The sequence below is a fragment of the Actinomadura decatromicini genome, assembly GCF_008121305.1.
GTDB lineage: Bacteria > Actinomycetota > Actinomycetes > Streptosporangiales > Streptosporangiaceae > Spirillospora > Spirillospora syzygii.
Map to the genome: position 1 here is coordinate 146,120 of NZ_VSRQ01000005.1, position 21,778 is coordinate 167,897.

A 21,778-nucleotide genomic window follows, 5' to 3' on the forward strand; every position below is an offset into this window, starting at 1 on the left:
ATCGACGCCGGGCGGACGGACGTCGGGCTGGCCCACGCCGGGCGGGCCGCCGCTGGGTGCATCCACGCTGGGCGGGCCGCCCCCGGATGGGCCGCCCCTAAGCGGGCCGGGACCAACGCTAGGCGGGTCCACACTAGGCGGGGCCACACTAGGCGGGGCCACGCTGAACGGATCGACGCCGAACGGATCGACGCCGGGCGGGTCCACGCCGGGCTGGCCCACGCTGGACGGGGCGGCGGGGCGCGGAGCGACGTTCAACGAGCCGCCCCTGAACAGGTCGGCGCCGGGCGAATCATCGCTCCGTGGGGCGACGGCAAACGAGTCCGCGCTGAACAGGGCGGTGACGAATGGAGCACCGTTGAACGAGCCACTCGGCGGGGCGGCTTACAGCGGGACCGGGTTCGGCGGAGCTGTGTTCGGTGGGACGGCGCCTGGTGAGTCTGTTGCGGCGGCGTTGGCACTGGGGTCAGTGTCGTGGCGGACGCAAGGCTGGGGTCTCGTCCGGACACAGCGTTCAGTCCTGGAGGACCTGGCGGGCCTTACTCCGCACCCAGACGCATGCCTTCCCCACGGCGTCCTTGAGACCGGGACCGGCCCCTGCTGGGCGGACCTCGCCGTCCTAGACGAAACAGGGACGCGCCTACGCGGCGGCACCAAAACGTTCATGCCGCGTGGCATCGACCCTGAGCGCCTCATGGCCGAGCTAGGGACAGCCCTCCCGCGAGCCCGTTTCGTAGACGGCATCCCAGGAGCGTGGTCGGGGGTCGTGGCAGGCGTTCCGGTGCACGGATACGTCGATCCAGAGTCGGTGCTGCGTCTCCCCTGCGAACCGATCGAGGTCAGAGGCGTCCTCAAGCGCGTGCGGGTGTTCTTCCCGGAGTTGGCCGACTCCGGCGTCGAGATGGTGTCCGCGGCATCCAGCGCGAGCGTGTTCCCCTCGACCGTGGACGGCCCGCGCCATGTCCTCGCCGCGTTCCTGCTCCACGACGTGCAGTGCCACCGCCACCACCTGGAGGTCGTTCGGGGTGCGCGGCCAGGATGGGAGCACACCGGGAACGCCTGCCATCTCCGGGTGGACGCGCAGACCGTCCGACTGGAGCATCTGTGGCTTCCCGGACACGTGTGCGAGGTGCCGGTCAGGGAGTTCGCCGGTGCCCTCTACGAATACGAACGCCTACTGGCCGCCTGACGCGAGCGACTCCTCGGCCTCCGCCCGCGCCGCCTCGTACTCCTTCAGCACCTTCTTGCGGGCGCGGGCGGAGAGGCGGTCGATGTAGAGCCTGCCCTCCAGGTGGTCCGTCTCGTGCTGGAGGCAGCGGGCGAGCAGACCCGTCCCCTCGACCCTGACCGGCTTCCCATTGACGTCGAAGCCCTGAACGGCCGCGTGATCCGGACGTGCGAGCCGCGCATGCGGGCCGGGCACGGACAGGCAGCCCTCGTCGCCGTCGTCCAGCCGCCTGTCCTCCAGCGTGGGCAATTCCAGGACGGGGTTGACGACGGCGCCCCGGTGCCGCGTGCCGTCCGCGTCCGGGCAGTCGTAAACGAAGACGCGCAGGTCGACGCCGATCTGGTTGGCGGCGAGGCCGACGCCGTCCGCCTCGTACATGCTGGCGAACATGTCGTCGACCAGCTCCGCCAGCGCGGCGTCGAAGTCCTCGACATACCGGCACGGCGCGTGCAGGACCGGTGTCCCCACGAGCGTGATCGGTCGCACCTGTCCCGCCATCGGCCGCGTCCCTCCCGCTAGGCGTCCCGCCCACACGGCGACCGCCCTCAACAAGCGTAACGACCACATGCGACCCCAGCACCACGCCACCGCTCCGCCACCAAGGCTCCGTCCCCGCGCCGCTGAGGCTCCGTCCCCGCGCCGTCGAGGCCCCGCCGCCGCGTCGCAGAGGCTCCGTCGCCAGGGCACCGGCGCGCCGCACGGGGCTCCGTCGCCGGGCTCCTTCGCCGCGCCGCCGATGCCGCGCCGCCGATGCCGCGCCGCCGATGCGGCGCCGGTTCCGGGTTGGGTGGCGTGCTGAGGGAACGCAAGGCGTTCGGGTCAACGCGGAGCGTGGTCCGCTCGTCGCAGACTGTGGCCCGCTCATCGACGTGCGGGGGTAAAGCCACCGCCACGGTGCATCCAGGTCGCTACCTTCTACACATCCGCCGGGCGGGCCGGGACGAGCCGCTTCGGGGGGAGCGGCCGGTCCTGTGTGCGCGTCCCGGCTCGGCTCGGCGGAACGGGGGGAGAGGGGTCACTTCGGGGGAAGTGGCCCCTCCGTCCGTTGACAGCGGCCTCTCCATTCACAGGCCCTTCCCGCGCCCGGACGTCTCCGAAATTCTCACCCGGCGACTCCCGCCCCTTCTGCTTCTCCCGCCGCACTGGAATCTTTCGTAAAGAAATACCCTGGCTCGTTCCAACGAAATACTGAGCGGCCCAAGGATAAGAAGATTCCCGCGCCTCTCCGCGACATTCCGGGGCGTACCTCGCGAGATATCGGTGAACGCATCCACGGACCTCCCGACCGGAAAAATTGACGCGGCGGAGTTCGACTTCCCCGGCCCGCTGCGGAATGGTCTCCCCATGGATTCACGCATTAGAAGCGCCGGACCCGCCGGATGGCTCCTGGCCTTTCTCGGCGCGCGCGAACGGGCGCTGCGCCCCCACACCGGACTCGCCGCCGGCCCCGCGGAGTGGCTGCTCGTCTTCCTGGAGGTCGAGCGGGACGGGCTCGCGTCCCGGCAGCGTCCCGCCGCGGTGCCGCCGAACCGCGAGAACGCGACCGGGCAGCACTGGGAGTCCCCGTTCGGCCGACTGACCGCCCGCAGCGCGTAAAGGAAGGCCCATGACCGTCGAGATGATCCTCGCCGCCGTGATCGGTGGTGCGATCGGCCTCGCCGAACTGGTCGCGCGATATCGCGACAAGCCGTTCGCCGCGCTGCTGTCCCCGGGCGGCCTGCTGTTCGTCTTCATCAACGCGAGCGCGTCGATCGTCGCGTTGATCGCGGTGACCGCGTCCGGCTGGACATTCGGACTGCCCCTGACGACCCCGCCCGCGAACATCACGGTCGTCCGGGTGCTCGTCGCCGCGATCGGGTCCGCGGCCGTCCTCCGCATGTCGTTCGGACCCGCGTCACCCGGGACGATCGGCACCGGCCCCGTCGCGCTGCTCGGCGGCGTGCTGCGGCTCGCGGACGGCGAACTGGCCCGCAAACGCGCGCTGAGCAGGCTGTCCCGCGACGACCTCGCCGGGCTGTCGTACGCGCGCGACCACGCGGCCCTCGCCGAACTGTGCTGCCACCTCATGCGCGAGTTCGACCTGGCCGAGGCGCAGCGGCTCGGCGGACTCGCCGCCGAGCTCAGCCACCGCGACGACCTCACCGACGCCGACAAACTGGACTGCTGGGGGCTGGAACTGACCCGGCTGGTCGGCGAGCGCGCCCTCCGGCAGGCCGCCCGGCGGCTCCGGGACCGGCCCCGCGACGAGCCGCCCAAGCCCGAACCCGCGGAGGAACCCGCCGAGCCGAAGCCGGACCCCGAGCACACCGCGCAGATCCCGCCGCCCCGCTCACCCGTCGCCAAGACCTCCCGCCTCGCCGCGAGCTCCAACGGCCGGACGGAGCGCAGGACGTTCAGCGATGCCTGACCGCCACCCGAACACCGACCCGCGCAACACCGGCCCTCGAAAGACCGGCCTGCGCAACACCGGCCCTGGAAAGACCGGCCCTCGAAACGCCGGTCCGCGCAACATCGGTTCGCGCAACATCGGTTCGCGCAACATCGGTTCGCGCAACATCGGTCCGCGCAACATCGGTTCGCGCAACATCGGTCCGCGCAGCAGTGACACGCGAAACAGCGGTGCCTGAAACGCGGGTACCCGAAATGCCGGTATACGAAATGCCGGTATACGAAATGCCGGTGTATGAAACGTTGGACGAATGCCGGTGCGCCCTCCGCGGGTGCACCGGCACTTCACTTTTTCGGACGAGCGGGCAGCGCCGGAACGATCTCGGGACCGTCCTCCTCCTCCAGCGCCGCCGCGACACGATGCAATGCCTCCGCGATCGAAACAAGCGCGTGCACTTGGGCCGCCGCCATTTGATTTCCCGGGGACGGATCCGCGGCCTGCGACTCGGCCGCCGCGTCGAAGGCGAGCTGGCTCCACCAATGCACGCGCCAATCCTATTCGACCGGGTTGCGGCGGACGGGCCGCCGCGCCGCCGCCGTCCGACAGCGAAAAGGAAAGGATGTGACCCGTGAACAAGGAACCGCGCGCCGCGCCGTACGGCGGACGTCCCGGCCCGGCGCCGCCACGCTGGGCCGCGAAGCCGGTAGGACTCCTTACCGCTGGCGAACTGGCCGAGGCACTCACCTTCTTGGAACGTCACAGACCGGACGACGACGTACTCAGCCGCGCACTGGCGGGCGAGTTCGCCCGCCGCACCGCCGCCGCCGAGTTCGCCCGCCGCACGGCCGCCGACCGCCCACCACCCCCACCCCACGGCCCGTAACAATCCGTCACACCCCACCACCTCCAACCCCCTCCCACTCGCCCGCGCCACGTACCCGCGCCACGTACCCACGCGGCGTGCCCGTTCCGCGCACCCGCGACCATCCCCGCGCATCCACCCGCATCCACCCGCATCCCCGCGCGTCCCGGCACATCCGCGCGCACCCTCGCGCATCCGTGCCCATCCCCGCGCATCCGTGCCCATCCCCGCGCATCCGTGCCCATCCCCGCGCATCCGTGCCCATCTCCGCGCATCCGTGCCCATCCCCGCGCGTGTGTCCCCGTGTGTCCCCGTGTGTCCCCGCGCGTGTCTCTTCGCGCGGCCCCCGCGACGTGTCTCCGCTTGCCTCCGCCCGCGTTTCCCGCGCGTGTTCGCAGGTGTATCCGTGTGTGTTTCCGCGTCTCGCCTCTGCGCGTCTCCGTGCGTCCCATGGGTCCCGCGCGTGTCCCTGCGCGTCTCCGCGCGTGTTCCCTGTGTCCACGTGCCTGTGCCGCGTGGTCGAGCGGCTCTCCGCTGGCCCTTCATTGGGCGGATCCTGCAGGTCCGCGCTTCCTTCTGCGTTCCTGGTTGCGCGCGTTTCCGGTGCCTCCGGGCAGTCGGCGTTGTTGGCGGGGACGCGGCCGTCGTCGAGTACGAGCTCGGCCCGCCAGGAGCCCGTCTAAGAGACAGTGCGTCTGCGTGCGTTGCGGGCGCTTGCGAGTGCCTGCGCGTGTTTCTACGGGCTTCCACCCACCTTCACGCATGTCCGCGCGTACCCGCGTATGTCCGCCCTTACCGGCGTGTGCCCGCGTGTGCTTGCGTGTGTACGTGGGGGTTGCGTGGGGGGTTGGGGGGTGTGGCCTTGGTGGATAGCTCTTGGGGTGTCTTCGGCGGTGTATCTGCGGCGTCCGCCGACAGTGGTGTGTCTCCGGTGCGGGGCTGTTGGAGTGCGTGGCCAGCGGGTGGCTCTGGGGTGTGTCTTGTGGCTCCAGGACGGGACGTGTGTCGTCGCGGACGGCGCGGGGAGCGTAGAGGGGACCCCGGCGTCCGGCGCCCGGAGCGGTCGGGGTAGACAGGCGGGGGAGGGGGATCATGGACGTGAGGCTGCGCAGGGTGTACGAGCCCGCCTCGGACGACGACGGCAGGCAGCGGGTGCTGGTCGACCGCGTGTGGCCTCGTGGCCTGTCCAAGGAGAAGGCCCACCTGGACGAGTGGGAGAAGGACGTCGCCCCGTCCACCGATCTGCGCAAATGGTACGGGCACCGGGTGGACAGGTTCGAGGAGTTCACCCGCCGATATGAAGGCGAACTGAACGAGCCTGAACGAGCCGCGGCCTACGACCGTCTACGAGGCCTTGCGGGACGGGGTCCCCTCACTCTCCTGACCGCGACCAGGGACGTCGAGCACAGTCAGGCGGCCGTTCTCGCGGCCCGGCTGCGCGCCGAGGGCTGACGCGGACCCTTCGTCACCGAGTGTGACAAGGCCCTGGGCTCGCGCTTTCCGCGCGAGGTACCCCGAGGCCGTTTTCTATGGGTTCTGGACAAGCGGTTGAAACGTTCAAACGAGCTTGATGGAACGGTCCCATTCGAAACCCGGCCGTTGGACCTTCCATTTCTCCTGATCACGCCCGTCAACCGCCCCGGCTTCGATCGTTTTCTATTGTTAAAAAGTGGTGATTGACCAAGTTGATCAGCCGAGTTTACGCTCCGTTTGCGCAGGGCCAAGAAGGAGGAATCGCATGCGAAAAGGGATCGCCAGCTGCGCCGCGGGCGCAATGGCCGTGGCCGCGGTGACGGCCCTGACGGCCACGCCGGCCTCGGCCGGTTCCTACGGCTCGTACTTCGTTCCCGGGCCTAAAGGAGTGACCATCGAGATCGCGACAGTGAACGGCTCCGGCTGCCCCGCCGGTACCGCCGCCGTCGCGGTGTCGGAAGACAAAGAGGCATTCACTGTCACGTACAGCGACTACCTCGCGCAGATCGGCGGCGACGCGAAGCCGACCGATTTCCGCAAGAACTGCCAGATCAGCATGAAGGTGCACGTCCCGCAGGGATTCACCTACGCGATCTCCTCTACCGACTACCGGGGGTTCGCCAGCCTGGCCCACGGCGCCACTGCCGTGGAAAAGGCGAGCTACTACTTCCAGGGGCAGGCGCAGACCGCCACCAGAACGCACAACATTAGTGGCGAGTACGCGGACAACTGGCAGTTCACGGACACGAACGACGTGGCCCAGTTGGTGTGGAAGCCGTGTGGCGAAGAGCGCAACTTCAACATCAACACCGAACTGCGAGTGGCGAAGGGTACTTCCGCCGCCGACGACGTGAGTTTCATTTCCATGGACTCCACCGACGGCAGCATCAAGACCACGTACCACTTCGCGTGGATGACCTGCCCCCCGGCCTGGTAAAGGAGTAGAAAAAATGCGCAAGGGTCTGACCGTCTCGGCGGCCTGCGCGGCCGCCCTGGCGCTACCGGCGTCCATCGCCCCCGCAGCACACGCTGACACCACCCCTCCCCCGGACAAGATCGTCATCGACGTCCTGACCGTGAACGGCTCCGGCTGCCCCGCCGGTACCGCCGCGGTCGCGCCGGCGAGCGACAACACCGGGTTCACCGTCACCTACAGTGACTACCTCGCACAGGCGGGCGGCGGCTCCAAGCCGACCGACTTCCGCAAGAACTGCCAGCTGAACCTCCGCGTCCACGTGCCGCAGGGATTCACCTACGCGATCGCCGGGGCGGACTACCGCGGCTTCGCGAGCCTGGCGGACGGCGCGTCCGGTCTGGAGCGCGCCAGCTACTACCACCAGGGTCAGTCGCAGACCACGCCCGTGAGCCACTCGATCAAGGGCGAGTACTCCGACAACTGGCAGTTCTCCGACCGCACCGACGTCGCCGAGCTTGTCTGGAAGCCGTGCGGCGAGGACCGCAACTTCAACATCAACACCGAGCTCCGCGTTTACGCGGGCGGATCGTCGGAGACCAGCTTCCTGGCCTTCGACTCCACAGACGGAAGCGTCAAGACCACGTATCACTTCGCGTGGAAGCAATGCCCTGCCGCCTGACCTTCCGTCTTTCGCCGGGCCGCGCCCTCACCCAGGGAGGACGCGGCCCGGCGTTCCATGTTTCGCCCAGGTCGCGGCGTGCCTGTCAAAGCCGGTGAGGACAGGTTTTACAGTGGAGGGGTTGTCTGAGGAAGGACCTTCACCATGCCCTTGGCCCCCCGTCTGCCGGCTCCGCCCGAGATCCTTGCCACCCTGGAGGAGACCTACGAGCGGGTCCTGCGACGCGACCCGGGCGAGGTGGAGTTCCACCAGGCCGTCCACGAGGTGCTTGAGTCCCTCGGTCCGGTGCTGGCCGCGCGGACCGGCCTCGCCGACGCCCGGCTGCTGGAGCGGCTGATCGAGCCCGAGCGGCAGATCATGTTCCGCGTCCCCTGGCAGGACGACGAGGGCCGCGTCCACGTCAACCGCGGGTTCCGCGTCGAGTTCAACGGCGCGCTCGGCCCGTACAAGGGCGGGCTGCGGTTTCATCCGACCGTGAACCTCGGCATCGTGAAGTTCCTCGGCTTCGAGCAGATCTTCAAGAACGCGCTGACCGGGCTCGGCATCGGCGGCGGCAAGGGCGGCAGCGACTTCGACCCGCACGGCCGCTCCGACGAGGAGGTCATGCGGTTCTGCCAGTCGTTCATGACGGAGCTGTACCGCCACGTCGGCGAGCACACCGACGTCCCGGCGGGCGACATCGGCGTCGGCGGCCGCGAGATCGGCTACCTGTTCGGGCAGTACCGCCGGGTCACGAACCGGTGGGAGGCGGGCGTCCTCACCGGCAAGGGCTTGTCGTGGGGCGGCTCCGCGGGCCGGACCGAGGCCACCGGCTATGGGAACGTTCTCTTCACCGCCGAGATGCTCCGGCACCGCGGCGAGGACCTCGACGGCCAGCAGATCGTCGTGTCCGGGTCCGGCAACGTCGCGATCTACACGATCGAGAAGGCGCAGCAGCTCGGCGCGAACGTGATCACCGTGTCCGACTCCGGCGGCTACGTGGTGGACGACAAGGGCATCGACCTCGACCTGCTCAAGCACGTCAAGGAGGTCGACCGGGGGCGCGTCTCCGACTACGCCGACCTGCGCGGATCGTCGGCCCGGTACGTCGCGGGCGGCCGGGTCTGGGACGTTCCCGCCGACATCGCGCTGCCGTCCGCGACCCAGAACGAACTGGACGCCGACGCCGCCGCGCTCCTCGTCCGCAACGGCGTGAAGGCCGTCTCGGAGGGCGCCAACATGCCCACCACGCCCGAGGCCGTCCACATCTTCCAGGAGGCGGACGTCGCCTTCGGCCCCGGCAAGGCCGCGAACGCGGGCGGCGTCGCGGTGAGCGCCCTGGAAATGCGCCAGAACGCGGCCCGCGCCGCCTGGTCGTTCGCCCAGGTCGAGGACGAGCTGGCCGGGATCATGAGTGACATCCACGCGACCTGCTACGAAACGGCCGAACGCTACGGCGCCCCCGGCGACTACGTGGTCGGCGCCAACATCGCGGGCTTCGAACGAGTAGCCGACGCAATGCTCGCCCAAGGCATTATCTGACCCGGTCTCCTCCTGACCCGGTCTCCTCCTGACCTGGTCTCTCCTGAGCGGGGCGTCTGCCGGGCAGCGTGTCTGGACGGTACGGGGCGTCATCCTCTGGCAGTGCCTTCTAGTCGGCAGGTGTTCTGAGCAGGGTGTTTTCTAACGGGGCCTCGTCTACAGGGGCTCCATCTGGAAGGCGTCCAAAAGCGAACGATCCATACAGTCGGGCCATCAATGGGGCTGAACGACCCTCCGGACCAGGCTGATCGCGCGGATTGAACGGCTTCAGAAGGCTTTCTGAAGCCGAACGATCCTCGCGTGCCGGCGGCGGCACGTACGGTCCGTCAGCGGGCATGAACAGTGCGTGGACACTCGCCGGGTCCGTCGCGGGCCCCTGCTCCGGACCGTCCTGCGCGTCGCGCTGACGACGGCGGCGCTGCTCGGCGCGTTCTTCGCGGCACCGCTGACCAGGTCGTTCACCGCGACGTCGGCGGTGGTGCTCAGCGCCCTGCTGGCCGCGCTCGCGGGGCTCATGGGCTGGCAGGCGCGGGCGATCGTGCGGGCGCGGTCGCCGCGGCTGCGGACGGCTGAGGCGCTGGCGACGTCCGTCCCGGTTTTCGTCCTGGCGTTCGCGACGGGGTACTGCCTGCTCGCCAACAACGATCCGCCCGGATTCAGCGAGCGGCTGACGCACGTCGACTCGCTGTACTTCACGATCACGGTGTTCTCGTCGGTCGGATTCGGCGACATCGTGCCCGTGTCCCAGGCGGCACGCGGGCTGACCACCGTGCAGATGCTCGGCGACCTGGTCTTCCTGGGCTTCGCCGCCAAGGTCTTCCTGGAGGCCATGCGCCGCGGCATAGAACGCCGCTCCCACGACCCAGACCATCCACCAGACGCCCCGCGCTGACGATCTCGGGGTGGGTGGGTTGGTTTCAGGAGGTCGGGAGCTCTTGACTGATGGCTTTCTTTTATAAGATAGTCCCTCTCAGTGCGGCGGGTAGGGCGGCCGCGTTGGGAGGCGCTGATGCGGGTGGCCGAGGTGGTGGCGAGCACGCTTGCCGCGCACGGGGTCTCGTACCTGTTCGGGGTGCTGGGCGACGGGAATCTGCCGATCTTGGACGTTCTCGTCCGGGAGCATGGGGCTGACTACGTCGCGGCGGCCCGGGAGGACGGGGCCGTCCTCATGGCTGACGGGTATGCGCGTGCGGGTGGACGGCTCGGCGTTGCGACCGTTACGCACGGCCCGGCGCTCACCAATGCGGTGACCGCGCTGACCGAGGCGGCGCGGGCGCGGACGCCGATGCTGGTCGTCGCCGCCGACACGCCGCCGGGCGACCGGCGCAACCCGCAGGCCATCGACCAGGAGGACGTGGTCCGTCCGACGGGTGCGGGCGTCCAGCACGTCCACTCGGCGGAGTCGGCGGCGGCGGACACGGTGCGCGCCGTCCGGAGGGCGTTCGTCGAGCGGCGGCCGATCGTGCTGAACGTCCCCACGCCGCTGCTCGGGCTGGACGCCGGGACCGGCGATGCTGGAACGTTCCGCGAAGATCGGACGCCCGCGCCCCCGCCGAGCGCCGAGGAGGTCGCGCGCGTGGCGGAGGCGCTCGCGCGGGCCGAACACCCGGTGATCGTGGCGGGGCGAGGCGCCGCGCACGCGCGTGCCGACCTGGTCGTTCTCGGTGAGCGCGCCGGGGCGCTGCTCGCCACCACGTTGAAGGCCAAAGGGTTCTTCGGCGGAGATCCGTTCGATGTCGGCGTGTGCGGAGGTTTCTCCACCGCGCTCGGACGGGAGCTGATCCGAGCCTCCGACCTGATCCTCGCGGTCGGCGCCGGGCTGAACTCCTTCACCGTGGACGGCGGCCGGATGCTGGCGGGCGACCCGGTGATCGTCCACAACGATGTGCGGTCGGCGGCGTTCGACGAGTGGGTGCCCGCCGACCTGCGGATTCTCGGGGACGCGAGCGCGCTCGCGCGGATGCTCGCCGAGACCGTCGAGCCGAAGACCGGCTGGCGCACGCCCGAGATCGAGCGGCGTATCGCTGAGTACGCCTACGAGGACGAGTTCCCGGACGCCAGCGACGAGACCGGTCTCGACCCGCACACGGTGGTGGCGGCGCTGGAGCGGATGGTCCCGAGGGAGCGGACGCTCGTCGTCGAGGGCGGGCACGCCGCGCTGTCCGAGCCGTGCCGGGGGCTGTCGGTGCCGGACCCGTCCGGGTTCGTGTTCCCGGTCAACTTCGGGTCGATCGGGCTCGGGCTGGCGTCCGCGATCGGCGCGGCGACGGCGCGTCCCGACCGGGTGACGCTCGCCGTGACCGGGGACGGCGCGCTGATGATGAACCTCGCCGAACTGGACACGGCCGTCCGCCGCGGGCTGCGGCTCGTGGTCGTCGTCATGAACGACGCCGCGTTCGGCTACGAGTACCACAACATGCTGCACCGGGGCATGGACGTCGGGCTGTCGCTGATCCCGCGTCCCGACTTCGCGGCCGTGGCCCGCGCGTTCGGCGCGCAGGCCGTGACCGTCGCGACGCCCGGTGAGCTGGACGACCTCAAGACGCTGATCGCCGATCCGTCCGGCCCGGTGCTGGTGGACGCGCGGCTGACCCGCAACGTGCGGACGCGCTGGTTCGCCGAGCACGAGAACGGGCTCGACCCCGCGGACCCGGACTTCCGGCCGCGCTACCGGTAAGGAGGCACATGTTCACCCGAATGGACGAGGGCACCCGCGAGGAGTGGCTGCACATCCGCCGCGAGACCCTGAAGACGCAGGACGACGCGCCCGACCGGGTCATGCCGATGCTGGCGAGCCTGTCGGCGTTCCGCGACGGGTTCGCCGTCGACCAACTCCAGCACAGCCTCCAGACCGCCGCGCACGCGGAGGCGGCGGGCGCCGACGACGAGATGGTCGTCGCCGCGCTGTGCCACGACATGGGCAAGGTGATCTCCACGGCGAACCACGCTGCGGTCGCCGCCGAGATCCTACGGCCCTACGTCCGGGACGAGGTGTACCGGATCATCTACGCTCACCAGACGTTCGAGGCCAAGCACTACGGCCACCACTTCGGCTGGGACCCGGCGGAGCGCGACTCGTTCGCCGACCGTCCCTGGTACGCGCAGGCCGTCCAGTTCGCGGACGAATGGGACCAGCTCGCCTTCGACCCCGACTTCGACACCCCGCCGCTGGAGCATTTCGCCCCGCGCGTCCGCCGCGTCTTCGGCGGCATCCGAACAATCACCAAATGACGCCGAACGCCAACAACGGCGAATGCCAGCGAGGGCGAATGCCAGCGAGGGCGAACGCCAGCGAGGGCGAACGCCAGCGAGGGCGAACGCCAACGACGGCGGGCACTCGATGGCCGTGAACGCTAATGACGGCCGACGCTAATGACGGCGGACGCCCAGCCACGGCAGGTGTCCAGTGTCGGCGGACGTCCATGACAGCGGACGCGCAGTCGGCGGACGCGCAGTGTCGGCGGATGCCTGATGGCGGCGGAGGCCCCATGGCCGTGGACAGCCTGGTGATCGTGGACGGCGAACGCCCGTGAATGCCCAATGACCGTGGACAGCGAATGACGGTGGTCGGTAAATGACGAGTTCCTGTGGCGGGACGCATCCGCAGCGTCCTCGGGGCAGGTCGGGGGCGGCGCGTGCCGTTCTGCAGCGCGGCCCCGGCAACCTCGACCTGGTCGAGTTGCCGTTGCCCGACATCGGTCCGGACGAGGCGCTCCTCCAGGTCGAGGCGTGTGGCATCTGCGGCACGGACGTCGAGGAGTACAGCGGCGCGCTGTTCGACACGATCGGGCCGACCTCGCCGTTCGTCCCAGGCCACGAGCCGGTCGGACGGATCGCGGCGATCGGGGCGCGGGCGGCGCGGCGTTGGGGGCTCGCCGAGGGCGACCGGGTCGTGGTCGAGCCCGCGCTGCCGTGCGGCGCGTGCCGCGACTGCCGGACGGGCCGCTACGTCCTGTGCGCGGGCTGGGACCACTTTCCGATGAGCTACGGGTTCATCCCCGCGAAGATCCCGCCCGCGCTGTGGGGCGGGTTCGCCGACCGCATGTTCCTGCACGCGAACAGCGTCGTCCACAAGGTCTCGGACGCCGTCGCCCCGACCACCGCAGCGACGTTCAACGCGGTCGCCGCCGGGGTCGAGTGGGCGGTGGAGGTGCCGGGCACCCGCGCGGGCGACTGCGTGGTCGTGCTCGGCGCCGGGCAGCGCGGGCTCGCCTGCGTGCTGGCGGCGCGGGCGGCGGGCGCCGACCCGGTGATCGTCACCGGACTCGCGTCCGACCGGCACAAGCTCGACCTCGCGCTGGAGCTCGGCGCGACCGCCGCCGTGGAAGTGGACGGCGAGGAGGCGGACGAGGGCGGCGTCCCGGCGAAGGTGCTGGAGCTGACCGGTGGCGTCCAGCCGGACGTCGTGATCGACGTCGCCGCCTACGACCCGCAGACCGTGCTGGACGCGATGACGCTCGCCCGGCCCGGCGGGACGGTCATCCTCGCCGGGCTGAAGGGCGGGCGGCCCGTGCCCGGCTGGATCAGCGACGACGTCGTCACGAAGGGGCTGCGCGTCCAGGGCGTCCGGGCGGTGGGGCACACGTCGTTCCGCCGGGCGGTCGCACTGATCAACTCGGGCGAGCATCCGCTGCACCGGCTCGTCACCCACACCTTCGGCCTCCACGACGCCGCCGAGGCCATCGAGACGCTCGCCGGAAACCGTCCGGGATCCAGGCCGATCAGCGTCGTGATCACCCCTGACCAGACCACCCAAGACCAGACCACCTCAGACCAGAGGGCTTCGGGCCGAACAGCTCAAGCCCAGTTCGTCCCGGATCAGAGCACTCCGGACCAGATCACCCCGAAGCGGATCGTCCCGGACCAGAGAACTCCGGGCCGGATCGTCCCGAAGCAGAGGACTCCCGGCGGAGGCGTCTTGGACCGGATCGCCCCCGGCCGACCCGTTCCGGAATAGGCCACTGCAGGTCAGACCGTCCCCCCGCCTCCAACCCACCCCCAGGAGGACAACCCCCATGGCTTTCAAGAGCAAGGCGTTCACGAGTATCGGTTCCACCAGCACGCCGTTCGCGAGACGCGGTCGAGCGGGGAGGACGCTGGTCGTGGCCGCGGCGGCGGTGCCCGTGCTGGTGGCGAGCGCGTGCGCGTCCGGGTCCGGGTCGGTGAAGACCGATGACGACACGATCGTCATCGGGATGGACCAGGACCTGTCCGGCGGCGCCGCCGCGTACGCCTCCATCGTCGGCAAGACGATCAAGGACGCGGTCGCGCAGGTCAACGACGGCGGCGGGGTCGGCGGCAAGAAGCTGAAGCTCGTTGTGAAGAGCGACGACAACGACGCGACGAAGGCGCCGACGGTGGTCCGGCAGTTGCTCAGCCAGGGCGCGCAGGCCGTGATCATGAACTCCGGCGGGCAGTCGGTGCTCCAGGTCCAGTCGCTGCTGAAGCAGCAGAAGGTGCCCGCGATCGCGCCGGTGAACATCACGCCCGGCATCGGCGACGGCCCGAACTCCGCCTACACGTACTCGCTCGCGAACCCGACGTCCGACTTCGGCAAGGTCTACGCGGAGGCGTTCAAGAAGGCCGGGTTCAAGCGGCTCGCCCTGTTCAAGGACGACAGCGCGTCCATCGCTGGGATGGAGAAGGCGCTGATGACGCCGATCAAGGACGCGGGCATCCAGGTCGTCGCGACCGAGACGGCCCCGGTGGACGCCAACGACGTCACCGCGCAGGTCACCCGCATCAAGCGCGCCAACCCGGACGCGATGCTCGTCGCCGCGCTCGGCGGGCAGATGGAGGTGCTCGTCCACAACACGGCGCACCAGCTCATCCCGGACGCGGACCGGTTCTCGCTCGCGTCCATCGGCAACCAGCCCGACCTGTGGGGGCAGGCGAAGCCGGGCGCGCTCGACAAGCTCGTGTTCGTCGGGTCGATCACCGACCAGAACGAGAAGACCGCCGAGCTGCGGAAGTTCCTGTCCGGCAAGCGCGGCGGGACGGTGGGCGTGACGGCCTACGACGCGCAGGCGTACGACGCGATCGGGATGCTCGTGAAGGCCATCGAGAAGGCCGGGTCGAAGCCGGACGGCGAGTCCATCAACAAGGGCCTGGAGCAGGTGGCGTCCTACCCGTCGTCGTTCGGCCAGAAGGGCTACACGCTGTCGTTCAAGCCCGGCAAGCACAGCGGGACGGACGGGCTGTGCGGCCTGATCCTCATGCAGTTCGAGAACAGCAAGCCGGGCCGCCAGTGGCCCACCTACCAGCCCGCCTGTGGCTGACGGAAGGGAGGTCACCGTGACAACGGACACGCACACGGACACGCATACGGGCGCGGACACGGACACGCCCACGGGCGCGGGCACGGACGTCGACCGGGAACGCCAAGCCCCGCCCCCGGTCGCGGGCGGCGCGGCCGAGTGGACGCCGAAGGTGATGCCGCCGATCGGCCTGGAGCTGACCGACCGGCAGAAGCTGGCCTGCGCGTTCCGCATCCTCGGGACGTCGGGCTTCAGCGAGAACATCGCGGGCCACATCACGCTCCGCGCGGGCGACACGCACGACCTGCTGGTCAACCCGTGGGGCCTGTGGTGGGAGGAGATCACGGCGTCCGACATCTGCAAGGTGTCGCCGGACGCGGAGGTCCTCGACGGCAAGTGGGACGTCACCCCCGCCATCCACATCCACACCGAGCTGCACCGCCGCCGTCCCGACGTGCGGGTCGTCGTGCACAACCACCCCTACTACTCGACGGTGCTGGCGGCGCTCGGCGTCCTGCCGGAGTTCCTGCACCAGACCGGGTCGATGTTCGAGGGCGACCTCGCGTTCGTCGACGAGTACACCGGCGAGATCGCGAACGCCGACCTCGGCGCCGACCTCGCCGACCGGATCGGCGACAAGTCGGTGGTGCTGCTCGCCAACCACGGCGTGATCGTGACCGGTCCCACGGTGGAGGAGACCACCTACCGGGCCGCGACCATCGACCGGCAGTGCCGACTCATGTATGACGTGCTGGTGACAGGTCGCGACCACACGCTCGTGCCGCCCGGCCTGCGGCGCAGCATGAAGGCGTCGCTGCTCGAACGCGGAACCGACTTCTTCTGGAACGGCGCCGTCCGCGCGCTGCTCCGCAACGACCCGGAGGTGGTGCAGTAATGAGCATCAACATCGACGACCTCGCGTCCGACCTGGGCTTCACCACCGGCGGCAAGGGCGCCGAGGGCCCGACGTGGCTGCCCGAGCCGGAGCGGCAGGACCGCAAGTACACCGTCATCTCCGTGGACGACCACATCGTCGAGCCGCCCGACACGTTCGAGGGCCGCCTCCCCGCGAAGCTCGCCGACCGCGCGCCGAAGATCGTGGAGCGGGACGACGGCGCCGAGGTGTGGGTGTACGACGGGCAGGAGTTCCCGAACGTCGGCTTCAACGCGGTCGTCGGACGCCCGGTGTCGGAGTACAGCTTCGAGCCGTCCCGGTTCGACGAGATGCGGCGCGGCGCGTGGGACATCCACCACCGCATCAAGGACATGGACCTCGCCGGCATCTACGCCTCGCTCAACTTCCCGTCGTTCCTCCCCGGGTTCGCGGGCCAGCGGTTGCAGCTCACGACGTCCGATCAGGAGTTGGCTCTCGCGTCCGTCCGGGCGTGGAACGACTGGCACCTGGAGGATTGGGCCGGGGCCTACCCGGACCGGATCATCCCGTGCCAGATCCCGTGGCTGCTCGACCCCGAGCTGGGCGCGGAGGAGATCCGCCGCAACGCCGAGCGCGGGTTCAAGGCCGTGACGTTCTCGGAGGCGCCGCAGAAGCTCGGGCTGCCGTCCCTGCACACCGGGCACTGGGACCCGATCATGCGCGCCTGCGCCGAGACCGGGACGGTCGTGAACCTGCACATCGGATCGTCCGGGACGTCCCCGGCGACGGCCGACGACGCCCCGCCGGACACGGTCGGCGTCCTGTTCTTCGGGTACGCGATGTTCGCCGCGGTCGACTGGCTGTACTCGATGCTGCCCGTCCGCTACCCGGACCTGAAGATCTGCCTGAGCGAGGGCGGCATCGGCTGGGTCGCCGGGCTGATGGACCGGCTCGACCACATGCTCAGCTACCACGACATGTACGGGACGTGGACGAAGGACATCGGCCTCACCCCGGCCGAGGTCCTCAAGCGCAACTTCTGGTTCTGCGCCGTCGAGGACCAGTCGTCGTTCGTCCTCCGCGACCGGATCGGCGTGGAGAACATCCTGCTGGAGAGCGACTACCCGCACTGCGACTCGACCTGGCCGAACACCCAGTCGGTCATCGAGTCGGAGATCGGCGGGCTGCCCGACGCGGACGTGCGCCGCTTCACCTGGCAGAACGCGTCCGAGCTGTACCGGTTCCCCGTCCCGGCCGAAGTCCAGGCCGACCCGAACGCCTTCTGATGACGGTCATGCGCCCCGCCGGGAGCGAGCCCGGCGGGGAGTCCGGCGGGGAGTACGACCCGTTCGCGCCGGAGGTGCTGGAGGATCCGGCCGCCGCGCACCGCGCCCTGCGCGAGAGGTGCCCCGTGCACCACCACACCGGGTTCGGGGAGAACGGCTTCTACACGCTGTCGCGCCACGCCGACGTCGCCGCGCTGTTCGGCGACGTCGGCCTGTGGTCGTCGGAGTGGGGCCAGGGGCCGATCTTCACGAAGGAGGGCGGGCTGCGGTCCGACCCGCCGGAGCACACCGTCTACCGGCGGCTCGTGACGGCGGCGTTCACGGCCCGCCGCACCGCCGCGCTGGAGGACTGGATCACCGCGACGGCGGGCGACCTGATCGACGGCTTCGCCGCCGACGGCCGCGCCGACCTGTGCGCGGCGTACGCGGTGCCGCTGCCGGTGCTGGTGATCGCGAAGATCCTGGGCGTGCCCGCGGCCGGGGTGGACGAGTTCAAGGAGTGGTCCGACCAGTTCATGGCCGGGCAGAACGCGGCCGACCCGGCGGTGCAGGGCGCCGCCCGCGCGAAGATCGACGGGTACTTCTCCGAGGTGCTGGAGGAGCGTCGCGCGGTGCTCGCGTCCGCCGGGCCGGACGCCCTCCCGGACGACCTGCTGACCGCGCTGCTCACCGCCGAGCACGACGGCCGCCCGTTCACGACCGAGGAACTGCTGCCGCTGATCCTGTTGCTGCTGGTCGGCGGCAACGAGACCACCACCTCGCTGATCGCGAACGCGGTGTGGCGGCTGCTCGACCTCGGACTGTGGGACGACGTCCGGGCGCGTCCCGAACTGGTGGACGCGGCGGTGGAGGAGAGCCTCCGCTACGACCCGCCCGTCCTCGGACTGTTCCGGACGAACACCCGCCCGGTCATCATGCACGGCGTCGAGATCCCGGAGGGGTCGAAGGCGCACGGCCTGTACGCGTCCGCGAACCGGGACCCGGAGGCATGGGACGACCCAGACACGTTCAGACTCGACCGCGACCTCGCCGACCTGCGCCGCCGCCACATGTCATTCGGCGCCGGCCAGTACCTGTGCCCGGGCGCGGCCCTCGCCCGGCTGGAGGCGCGCATCTCCCTGCGCCTCCTCGGCGAACGCCTACCCGGCCTACGCCTGGACGGCGCCCCGACCCGCGTCGACTCCTTCATGATGTGGGGCCCGTCCAACCTCCCCATCACCTGGTCCAGCTAGCCGGGCGCGGTCAGTCCAGGACGTGGCACTGGGCGGCGGTCAGGTGGCGTCGTGCGGCGCGTTCGGCGCCCGCGGCGTCGCCCGCCGCGATCAGTTTGATCAGCCGGTGGTGGGCGCGGACGCCGTCCGAGCGCTGGTCGAGGCCGGGGAAGTCGCCGCGGGCGGCGGTGTCGCGGGCCCACTGCTCCTCGGCGGCGGTCCAGAGCCGTTCGAGCGCGCCGACCGCGACCGACATCGCGGCGTTCCCGCAGCCGAACACGAGCTGCGCGTGGAAGTCGCGCGCGGCCCGGACGAAGCCGAGCAGGTCGTCGAGGTTCTCCTCCACGTCGCGCTGCGCCGCCTCCAGCGCCGGGACGACGCTCGTCGCCCGGTCCGGACGCTCCGCGCAGAGCCCCGCGCACACCGGTTCGAGCCGCACCAGCGCGACGGCGATGTCACCGGGCGCGGACTGCCGCGTCCGCAGGACCAGGTCGATCGCCTGCGCCGCCGTCTCGGTGCGCGGGACGTGCACGACCGCGCCGCCCTTGTTCCCGCGCAGGACCGTGATGAGCCCCTCGGACTCCAGGATCCGCAGCGCCTCACGCATGGACGGCTTGCTGACGCCGAACTCGGTGAGCAGGTCGTCCTGCGGGCCGATCAGCGCGCCGTCGGCCAGCTCGCCGCTCACGATCCGCTCGCGCAGGACGGAGGCGACCATGTCGGCGAGGCGCGGCTGGCGAATGCGCGACTGGCGCGTTCCCTCCACCGGACCTCCGCCCTGGACGAGATGGCGTGCTGTGTGAGAAGCCGTGCTCTGTGAGGCGTCGTGCTCTGTGAGACGTCGTGCCTGCGAGCTGCCGTGCCGCACGGGACGCCGTCATGAGTCAGATGGGCTTACCGCCCTTAACATCTAAATCTTAGCATCTGCAAAGGGAGTGAATGTGCCGGACGAGCCGCTGCACCGCGTGACCTTCCGCCTGTCCTACGGCGACTGCGATCCCGCCGGGATCGTCTACTACGCCAACTACCAGCGCTGGATGGAGCGCACCCACACCGAATGGTGGTTTCTGCGCGGGCTGCGGTTCGACCGGCTTCCGGAGCGGCTCGGCGTCGCGGTGGTGACGCGGGCCGCGGCCGCCGAGTACGAGAAGACGATCACACTGTTCGACCAGGTCGAGTGCCGGTTGTACGCGGACCGCGTCGGTCGCACCTCGTTCACCATGCGCGGCGACTTCATCACCGAGGACGGCGACCGCGCGTCGACCGCCGTCCTCACCCTCGTCTGCGTCGACCCGGACGCCCCGGACAAGGCGGTCCGCGTCCCCGACGAGATCCGCCGCCTCCTCCTGGACGGCGGCGCCGCCGCCTTCACCCCATGACGCGCGCGCTCGCCCTGGGGCGCCGGGCGTTACCCCGTGACGTGCTCTTCTGCGTCGTGTCCTTCCGTGACGCGGCGGCGGATGTCCGCGCGTAGGTCGCCCTTGGCGACCTTGCCGCCGGACGAGCGGGGCAGCGCGTCCAGCACGATCAGGCGTTCGGGGTGCCATTCGCGGGAGACGCCGCGCTCGGTCAGGTGCGCGGTGAGGTCTTCGAGGGTGAGCTTCGTTCCGGGACGCAGTTCGGCGTAGACGCAGACGCGCTCGCCGAACACCTCGTCCGGCATGGCGACAGCGGCGGCGAGCGCGACCGCCGGGTGCGTCGCGACCTCCTCCTCGACGGCGGCGGCGCTGATGTTCTTGCCGCCGCGGATGATGAGGTCGCTGAGGCGTCCGACGACGCGGAGGTAGCCGTCGTCGTCGATCTCGACGATGTCGGCCATGAGCATCCAGCCGTCCGGGGTGAACAGCTCGCGGTTCGCGGCCGGGTCGTCGTAGTAGCCGGGGCAGGTCGCCGGGCCTTTGCAGCCCGGCTGGCCGGGCCGTCCCGAGCCCGTGATGTCCGTGCCGTCGGACGGGTCGAACAGCCGTACCTCCATTTCGGGGATGATCCGTCCGGCGGTGCGGAGGCGGTGCTCGCGGGTGTCGTGGAGTCCGGTGTAGCTGAGCGCGCCCGTCTCGTTCGAGCCGTAGAACTGGAGCACCTTCGCGCCGGTCGCGTCCTCGAACGCCGCCGCCCGGTCATACGGGACGGCCTCCCCGCCCGTGAACATGCAGCGCAGCGACGACAGGTCGCGCGGACGCTCGGCCTGCGCGTTCAGCATCATGATGAACTGCGTGCTCACACAGTGCAGGACGGTCACCCGGTGCTGCTCGATGAGGTCGAGCGCCATGTGCGCGTCGAACCGCTCCATGACGACGGTCGGGACGCCGAGCGCGGCGGGGGAGAAGTGCGCCGTCCACAGCCCGAACCCGAACGGCGACGGCACCGCGCCCATGAACACGTCGTCCGAGTTCAGCTCGCCTGACCGGCAGGCCAGCTCGTGGAAGTAGAACCAGCGGTTCTGCGTGTGGGACACGCACTTCGGCAGCCCGGTCGTCCCGGACGTCGAGTTGAGTATGGAGAGGTCGTCCGGGCCGAGGGCGCGTCCGGCGATGTCGGTCTCGCGCGGGTCGGCGGGGACGCCGAGCCGGTCGACGATCACGTGCTGGGCGAGGTCGAGGCCGTCCGCGCGCAGCTCGTCCACCAGGGCGGCGGACGGCGCGCCGCGGTGCTCGGCGAGCGTGATCAGGGCGCGTGAGCCGGTGCGTCCGAGCAGGTGGCGCAGCTCGCGGCGGCCCGCCCGCGCACCGACGCCGACCAGCACCAGGCCCGCCTTCTCCGCCGCGACGGCGGCGACGTGCCAGGCCGGGCCGTCCGGGAGCTGCGTCGCGACGCGCTCGCCCGGCGCGAGGCCGAGCGCGGCGAGGTGCCGGGCGAGCCGGGTCGAGTGGTCGTCGTACTGCGTCCAGGTGAGGGTCTCGCCGGGCGTCACGTAGGCGGCGCCGCCGGGGCGCCGCGCCGCGTGCCGCCGGACGTGGTCGGCCACGGTCTCCGACCCCCACCAGCCGGCCGTCCGGTACTCCGCCACGGTCGCCTCGTCGAACGGACTGGTCAAAGCTGCCTCCCGCGGTTTCGCAAGCTGCCCCGAAGTTAGCATTGTCAT

Annotated in this window: 22 protein-coding genes; 18 read left to right on the forward strand and 4 right to left on the reverse strand. The window is 70.5% G+C overall.

The window, feature by feature from the left end; translation table 11 throughout:
- Positions 1-766 precede the first annotated feature (766 nt).
- Entirely contained in the window at positions 767-1,189 is a 423-nt protein-coding gene (locus FXF68_RS23370; RefSeq protein ID WP_148762665.1) for a hypothetical protein, read from the forward strand.
- Here the strand turns inward: FXF68_RS23370 and def are convergent.
- Positions 1,175-1,726 carry a peptide deformylase gene (gene def / locus FXF68_RS23375; RefSeq protein ID WP_148762667.1) on the reverse strand — a complete coding sequence of 184 codons (552 nt, stop codon included), beginning with the start codon at positions 1,724-1,726 and terminating at the stop codon, positions 1,175-1,177. The genes FXF68_RS23370 and def overlap by 15 nt on opposite strands.
- 846 nt (positions 1,727-2,572) lie before the next feature.
- On the opposite strand from def, the gene FXF68_RS23380 reads away from it, so the two are divergent.
- Genes FXF68_RS23380 through FXF68_RS23390 form a run of 3 tightly spaced genes read left to right on the forward strand, consistent with a single transcriptional unit; the run spans position 2,573 to position 3,855 of the window.
- Positions 2,573-2,824: a hypothetical protein gene (locus tag FXF68_RS23380; protein WP_148762669.1), complete on the forward strand. Its 252-nt coding sequence runs from the start codon at positions 2,573-2,575 to the stop codon at positions 2,822-2,824.
- Positions 2,825-2,834: 10 nt separating this feature from the next.
- Entirely contained in the window at positions 2,835-3,635 is an 801-nt protein-coding gene (locus tag FXF68_RS23385) for a hypothetical protein (protein WP_148762671.1), read from the forward strand.
- Complete coding sequence (locus tag FXF68_RS23390; RefSeq protein ID WP_148762673.1) at positions 3,628-3,855, forward strand: hypothetical protein; 228 nt, start codon at positions 3,628-3,630, stop codon at positions 3,853-3,855. Before FXF68_RS23385 ends, FXF68_RS23390 begins: the two co-directional genes overlap by 8 nt.
- Before the next feature lie 106 nt (positions 3,856-3,961).
- Here the strand turns inward: FXF68_RS23390 and FXF68_RS23395 are convergent, their stop codons facing one another.
- A complete protein-coding gene (locus FXF68_RS23395; protein WP_148762675.1) occupies positions 3,962-4,162 on the reverse strand; it encodes a hypothetical protein in 201 nt (66 codons plus the stop codon).
- An 83-nt stretch (positions 4,163-4,245) separates the two neighbouring features.
- Between FXF68_RS23395 and FXF68_RS23400 the strand changes: the two genes are divergently transcribed.
- The 13 genes from FXF68_RS23400 (at position 4,246) to FXF68_RS23460 (ending at position 18,717) form a co-directional block, all read left to right on the forward strand.
- Positions 4,246-4,500: a hypothetical protein gene (locus FXF68_RS23400; RefSeq protein WP_148762676.1), complete on the forward strand. Its 255-nt coding sequence runs from the start codon at positions 4,246-4,248 to the stop codon at positions 4,498-4,500.
- Between the two features lie 1,071 nt (positions 4,501-5,571).
- A complete protein-coding gene (locus FXF68_RS23405; protein WP_148762678.1) occupies positions 5,572-5,931 on the forward strand; it encodes a DUF488 domain-containing protein in 360 nt (119 codons plus the stop codon).
- 286 nt (positions 5,932-6,217) lie between these two features.
- Positions 6,218-6,889: a DUF4360 domain-containing protein gene (locus tag FXF68_RS23410; RefSeq protein ID WP_148762680.1), complete on the forward strand. Its 672-nt coding sequence runs from the start codon at positions 6,218-6,220 to the stop codon at positions 6,887-6,889.
- Positions 6,890-6,902: 13 nt separating this feature from the next.
- The gene (locus tag FXF68_RS23415; protein ID WP_148762682.1) at positions 6,903-7,547 is read left to right on the forward strand and encodes a DUF4360 domain-containing protein; all 645 of its coding nucleotides are present in this window, start codon (positions 6,903-6,905) and stop codon (positions 7,545-7,547) included.
- 144 nt (positions 7,548-7,691) lie between these two features.
- Entirely contained in the window at positions 7,692-9,068 is a 1,377-nt protein-coding gene (gene gdhA / locus FXF68_RS23420; protein WP_148762685.1) for an NADP-specific glutamate dehydrogenase, read from the forward strand.
- Between the two features lie 346 nt (positions 9,069-9,414).
- A complete protein-coding gene (locus FXF68_RS23425; RefSeq protein WP_148762687.1) occupies positions 9,415-9,960 on the forward strand; it encodes a potassium channel family protein in 546 nt (181 codons plus the stop codon).
- A gap of 117 nt (positions 9,961-10,077) precedes the next feature.
- Positions 10,078-11,745: a thiamine pyrophosphate-binding protein gene (locus FXF68_RS23430; RefSeq protein ID WP_148762689.1), complete on the forward strand. Its 1,668-nt coding sequence runs from the start codon at positions 10,078-10,080 to the stop codon at positions 11,743-11,745.
- Between the two features lie 8 nt (positions 11,746-11,753).
- Positions 11,754-12,299, forward strand: coding sequence for an HD domain-containing protein (locus FXF68_RS23435; protein WP_148762691.1), 546 nt, complete (start codon positions 11,754-11,756; stop codon positions 12,297-12,299).
- A gap of 343 nt (positions 12,300-12,642) precedes the next feature.
- Complete coding sequence (locus FXF68_RS23440) at positions 12,643-14,025, forward strand: zinc-dependent alcohol dehydrogenase (RefSeq protein ID WP_222870050.1); 1,383 nt, start codon at positions 12,643-12,645, stop codon at positions 14,023-14,025.
- A 58-nt stretch (positions 14,026-14,083) separates the two neighbouring features.
- The gene (locus FXF68_RS23445; protein WP_148762693.1) at positions 14,084-15,346 is read left to right on the forward strand and encodes an ABC transporter substrate-binding protein; all 1,263 of its coding nucleotides are present in this window, start codon (positions 14,084-14,086) and stop codon (positions 15,344-15,346) included.
- Between the two features lie 16 nt (positions 15,347-15,362).
- The gene (locus FXF68_RS23450; protein WP_222870051.1) at positions 15,363-16,220 is read left to right on the forward strand and encodes a class II aldolase/adducin family protein; all 858 of its coding nucleotides are present in this window, start codon (positions 15,363-15,365) and stop codon (positions 16,218-16,220) included.
- Positions 16,220-17,485: an amidohydrolase family protein gene (locus FXF68_RS23455; RefSeq protein ID WP_148762695.1), complete on the forward strand. Its 1,266-nt coding sequence runs from the start codon at positions 16,220-16,222 to the stop codon at positions 17,483-17,485. Before FXF68_RS23450 ends, FXF68_RS23455 begins: the two co-directional genes overlap by 1 nt.
- Entirely contained in the window at positions 17,485-18,717 is a 1,233-nt protein-coding gene (locus FXF68_RS23460; RefSeq protein WP_148762697.1) for a cytochrome P450, read from the forward strand. Before FXF68_RS23455 ends, FXF68_RS23460 begins: the two co-directional genes overlap by 1 nt.
- Before the next feature lie 10 nt (positions 18,718-18,727).
- Here FXF68_RS23460 and FXF68_RS23465 read toward each other — a convergent pair whose 3' ends face one another.
- Complete coding sequence (locus FXF68_RS23465; RefSeq protein WP_222868335.1) at positions 18,728-19,462, reverse strand: FadR/GntR family transcriptional regulator; 735 nt, start codon at positions 19,460-19,462, stop codon at positions 18,728-18,730.
- A gap of 175 nt (positions 19,463-19,637) precedes the next feature.
- On the opposite strand from FXF68_RS23465, the gene FXF68_RS23470 reads away from it, so the two are divergent.
- The gene (locus tag FXF68_RS23470; protein WP_187412043.1) at positions 19,638-20,075 is read left to right on the forward strand and encodes an acyl-CoA thioesterase; all 438 of its coding nucleotides are present in this window, start codon (positions 19,638-19,640) and stop codon (positions 20,073-20,075) included.
- A gap of 29 nt (positions 20,076-20,104) precedes the next feature.
- Here FXF68_RS23470 and FXF68_RS23475 read toward each other — a convergent pair whose 3' ends face one another.
- Positions 20,105-21,730 (reverse strand): class I adenylate-forming enzyme family protein, encoded by a 1,626-nt coding sequence (locus FXF68_RS23475; protein WP_222870052.1) that lies wholly within the window; start codon positions 21,728-21,730, stop codon positions 20,105-20,107.
- Positions 21,731-21,778 lie beyond the last annotated feature (48 nt).

What these genes read in the sequence shown, in the direction of transcription:
- def (WP_148762667.1), bottom strand. Translation starts at nt 1,726, where the DNA reads ATGGCGGGACAGGTGCGACCGATCACGCTCGTGGGGACACCGGTCCTG.
- FXF68_RS23380 (WP_148762669.1), top strand. Translation starts at nt 2,573, where the DNA reads ATGGATTCACGCATTAGAAGCGCCGGACCCGCCGGATGGCTCCTGGCC.
- FXF68_RS23385 (WP_148762671.1), top strand. Translation starts at nt 2,835, where the DNA reads ATGACCGTCGAGATGATCCTCGCCGCCGTGATCGGTGGTGCGATCGGC.
- FXF68_RS23390 (WP_148762673.1), top strand. Translation starts at nt 3,628, where the DNA reads ATGCCTGACCGCCACCCGAACACCGACCCGCGCAACACCGGCCCTCGA.
- FXF68_RS23405 (WP_148762678.1), top strand. Translation starts at nt 5,572, where the DNA reads ATGGACGTGAGGCTGCGCAGGGTGTACGAGCCCGCCTCGGACGACGAC.
- FXF68_RS23410 (WP_148762680.1), top strand. Translation starts at nt 6,218, where the DNA reads ATGCGAAAAGGGATCGCCAGCTGCGCCGCGGGCGCAATGGCCGTGGCC.
- FXF68_RS23415 (WP_148762682.1), top strand. Translation starts at nt 6,903, where the DNA reads ATGCGCAAGGGTCTGACCGTCTCGGCGGCCTGCGCGGCCGCCCTGGCG.
- gdhA (WP_148762685.1), top strand. Translation starts at nt 7,692, where the DNA reads ATGCCCTTGGCCCCCCGTCTGCCGGCTCCGCCCGAGATCCTTGCCACC.
- FXF68_RS23430 (WP_148762689.1), top strand. Translation starts at nt 10,078, where the DNA reads ATGCGGGTGGCCGAGGTGGTGGCGAGCACGCTTGCCGCGCACGGGGTC.
- FXF68_RS23435 (WP_148762691.1), top strand. Translation starts at nt 11,754, where the DNA reads ATGTTCACCCGAATGGACGAGGGCACCCGCGAGGAGTGGCTGCACATC.
- FXF68_RS23440 (WP_222870050.1), top strand. Translation starts at nt 12,643, where the DNA reads ATGACGAGTTCCTGTGGCGGGACGCATCCGCAGCGTCCTCGGGGCAGG.
- FXF68_RS23445 (WP_148762693.1), top strand. Translation starts at nt 14,084, where the DNA reads ATGGCTTTCAAGAGCAAGGCGTTCACGAGTATCGGTTCCACCAGCACG.
- FXF68_RS23455 (WP_148762695.1), top strand. Translation starts at nt 16,220, where the DNA reads ATGAGCATCAACATCGACGACCTCGCGTCCGACCTGGGCTTCACCACC.
- FXF68_RS23460 (WP_148762697.1), top strand. Translation starts at nt 17,485, where the DNA reads ATGACGGTCATGCGCCCCGCCGGGAGCGAGCCCGGCGGGGAGTCCGGC.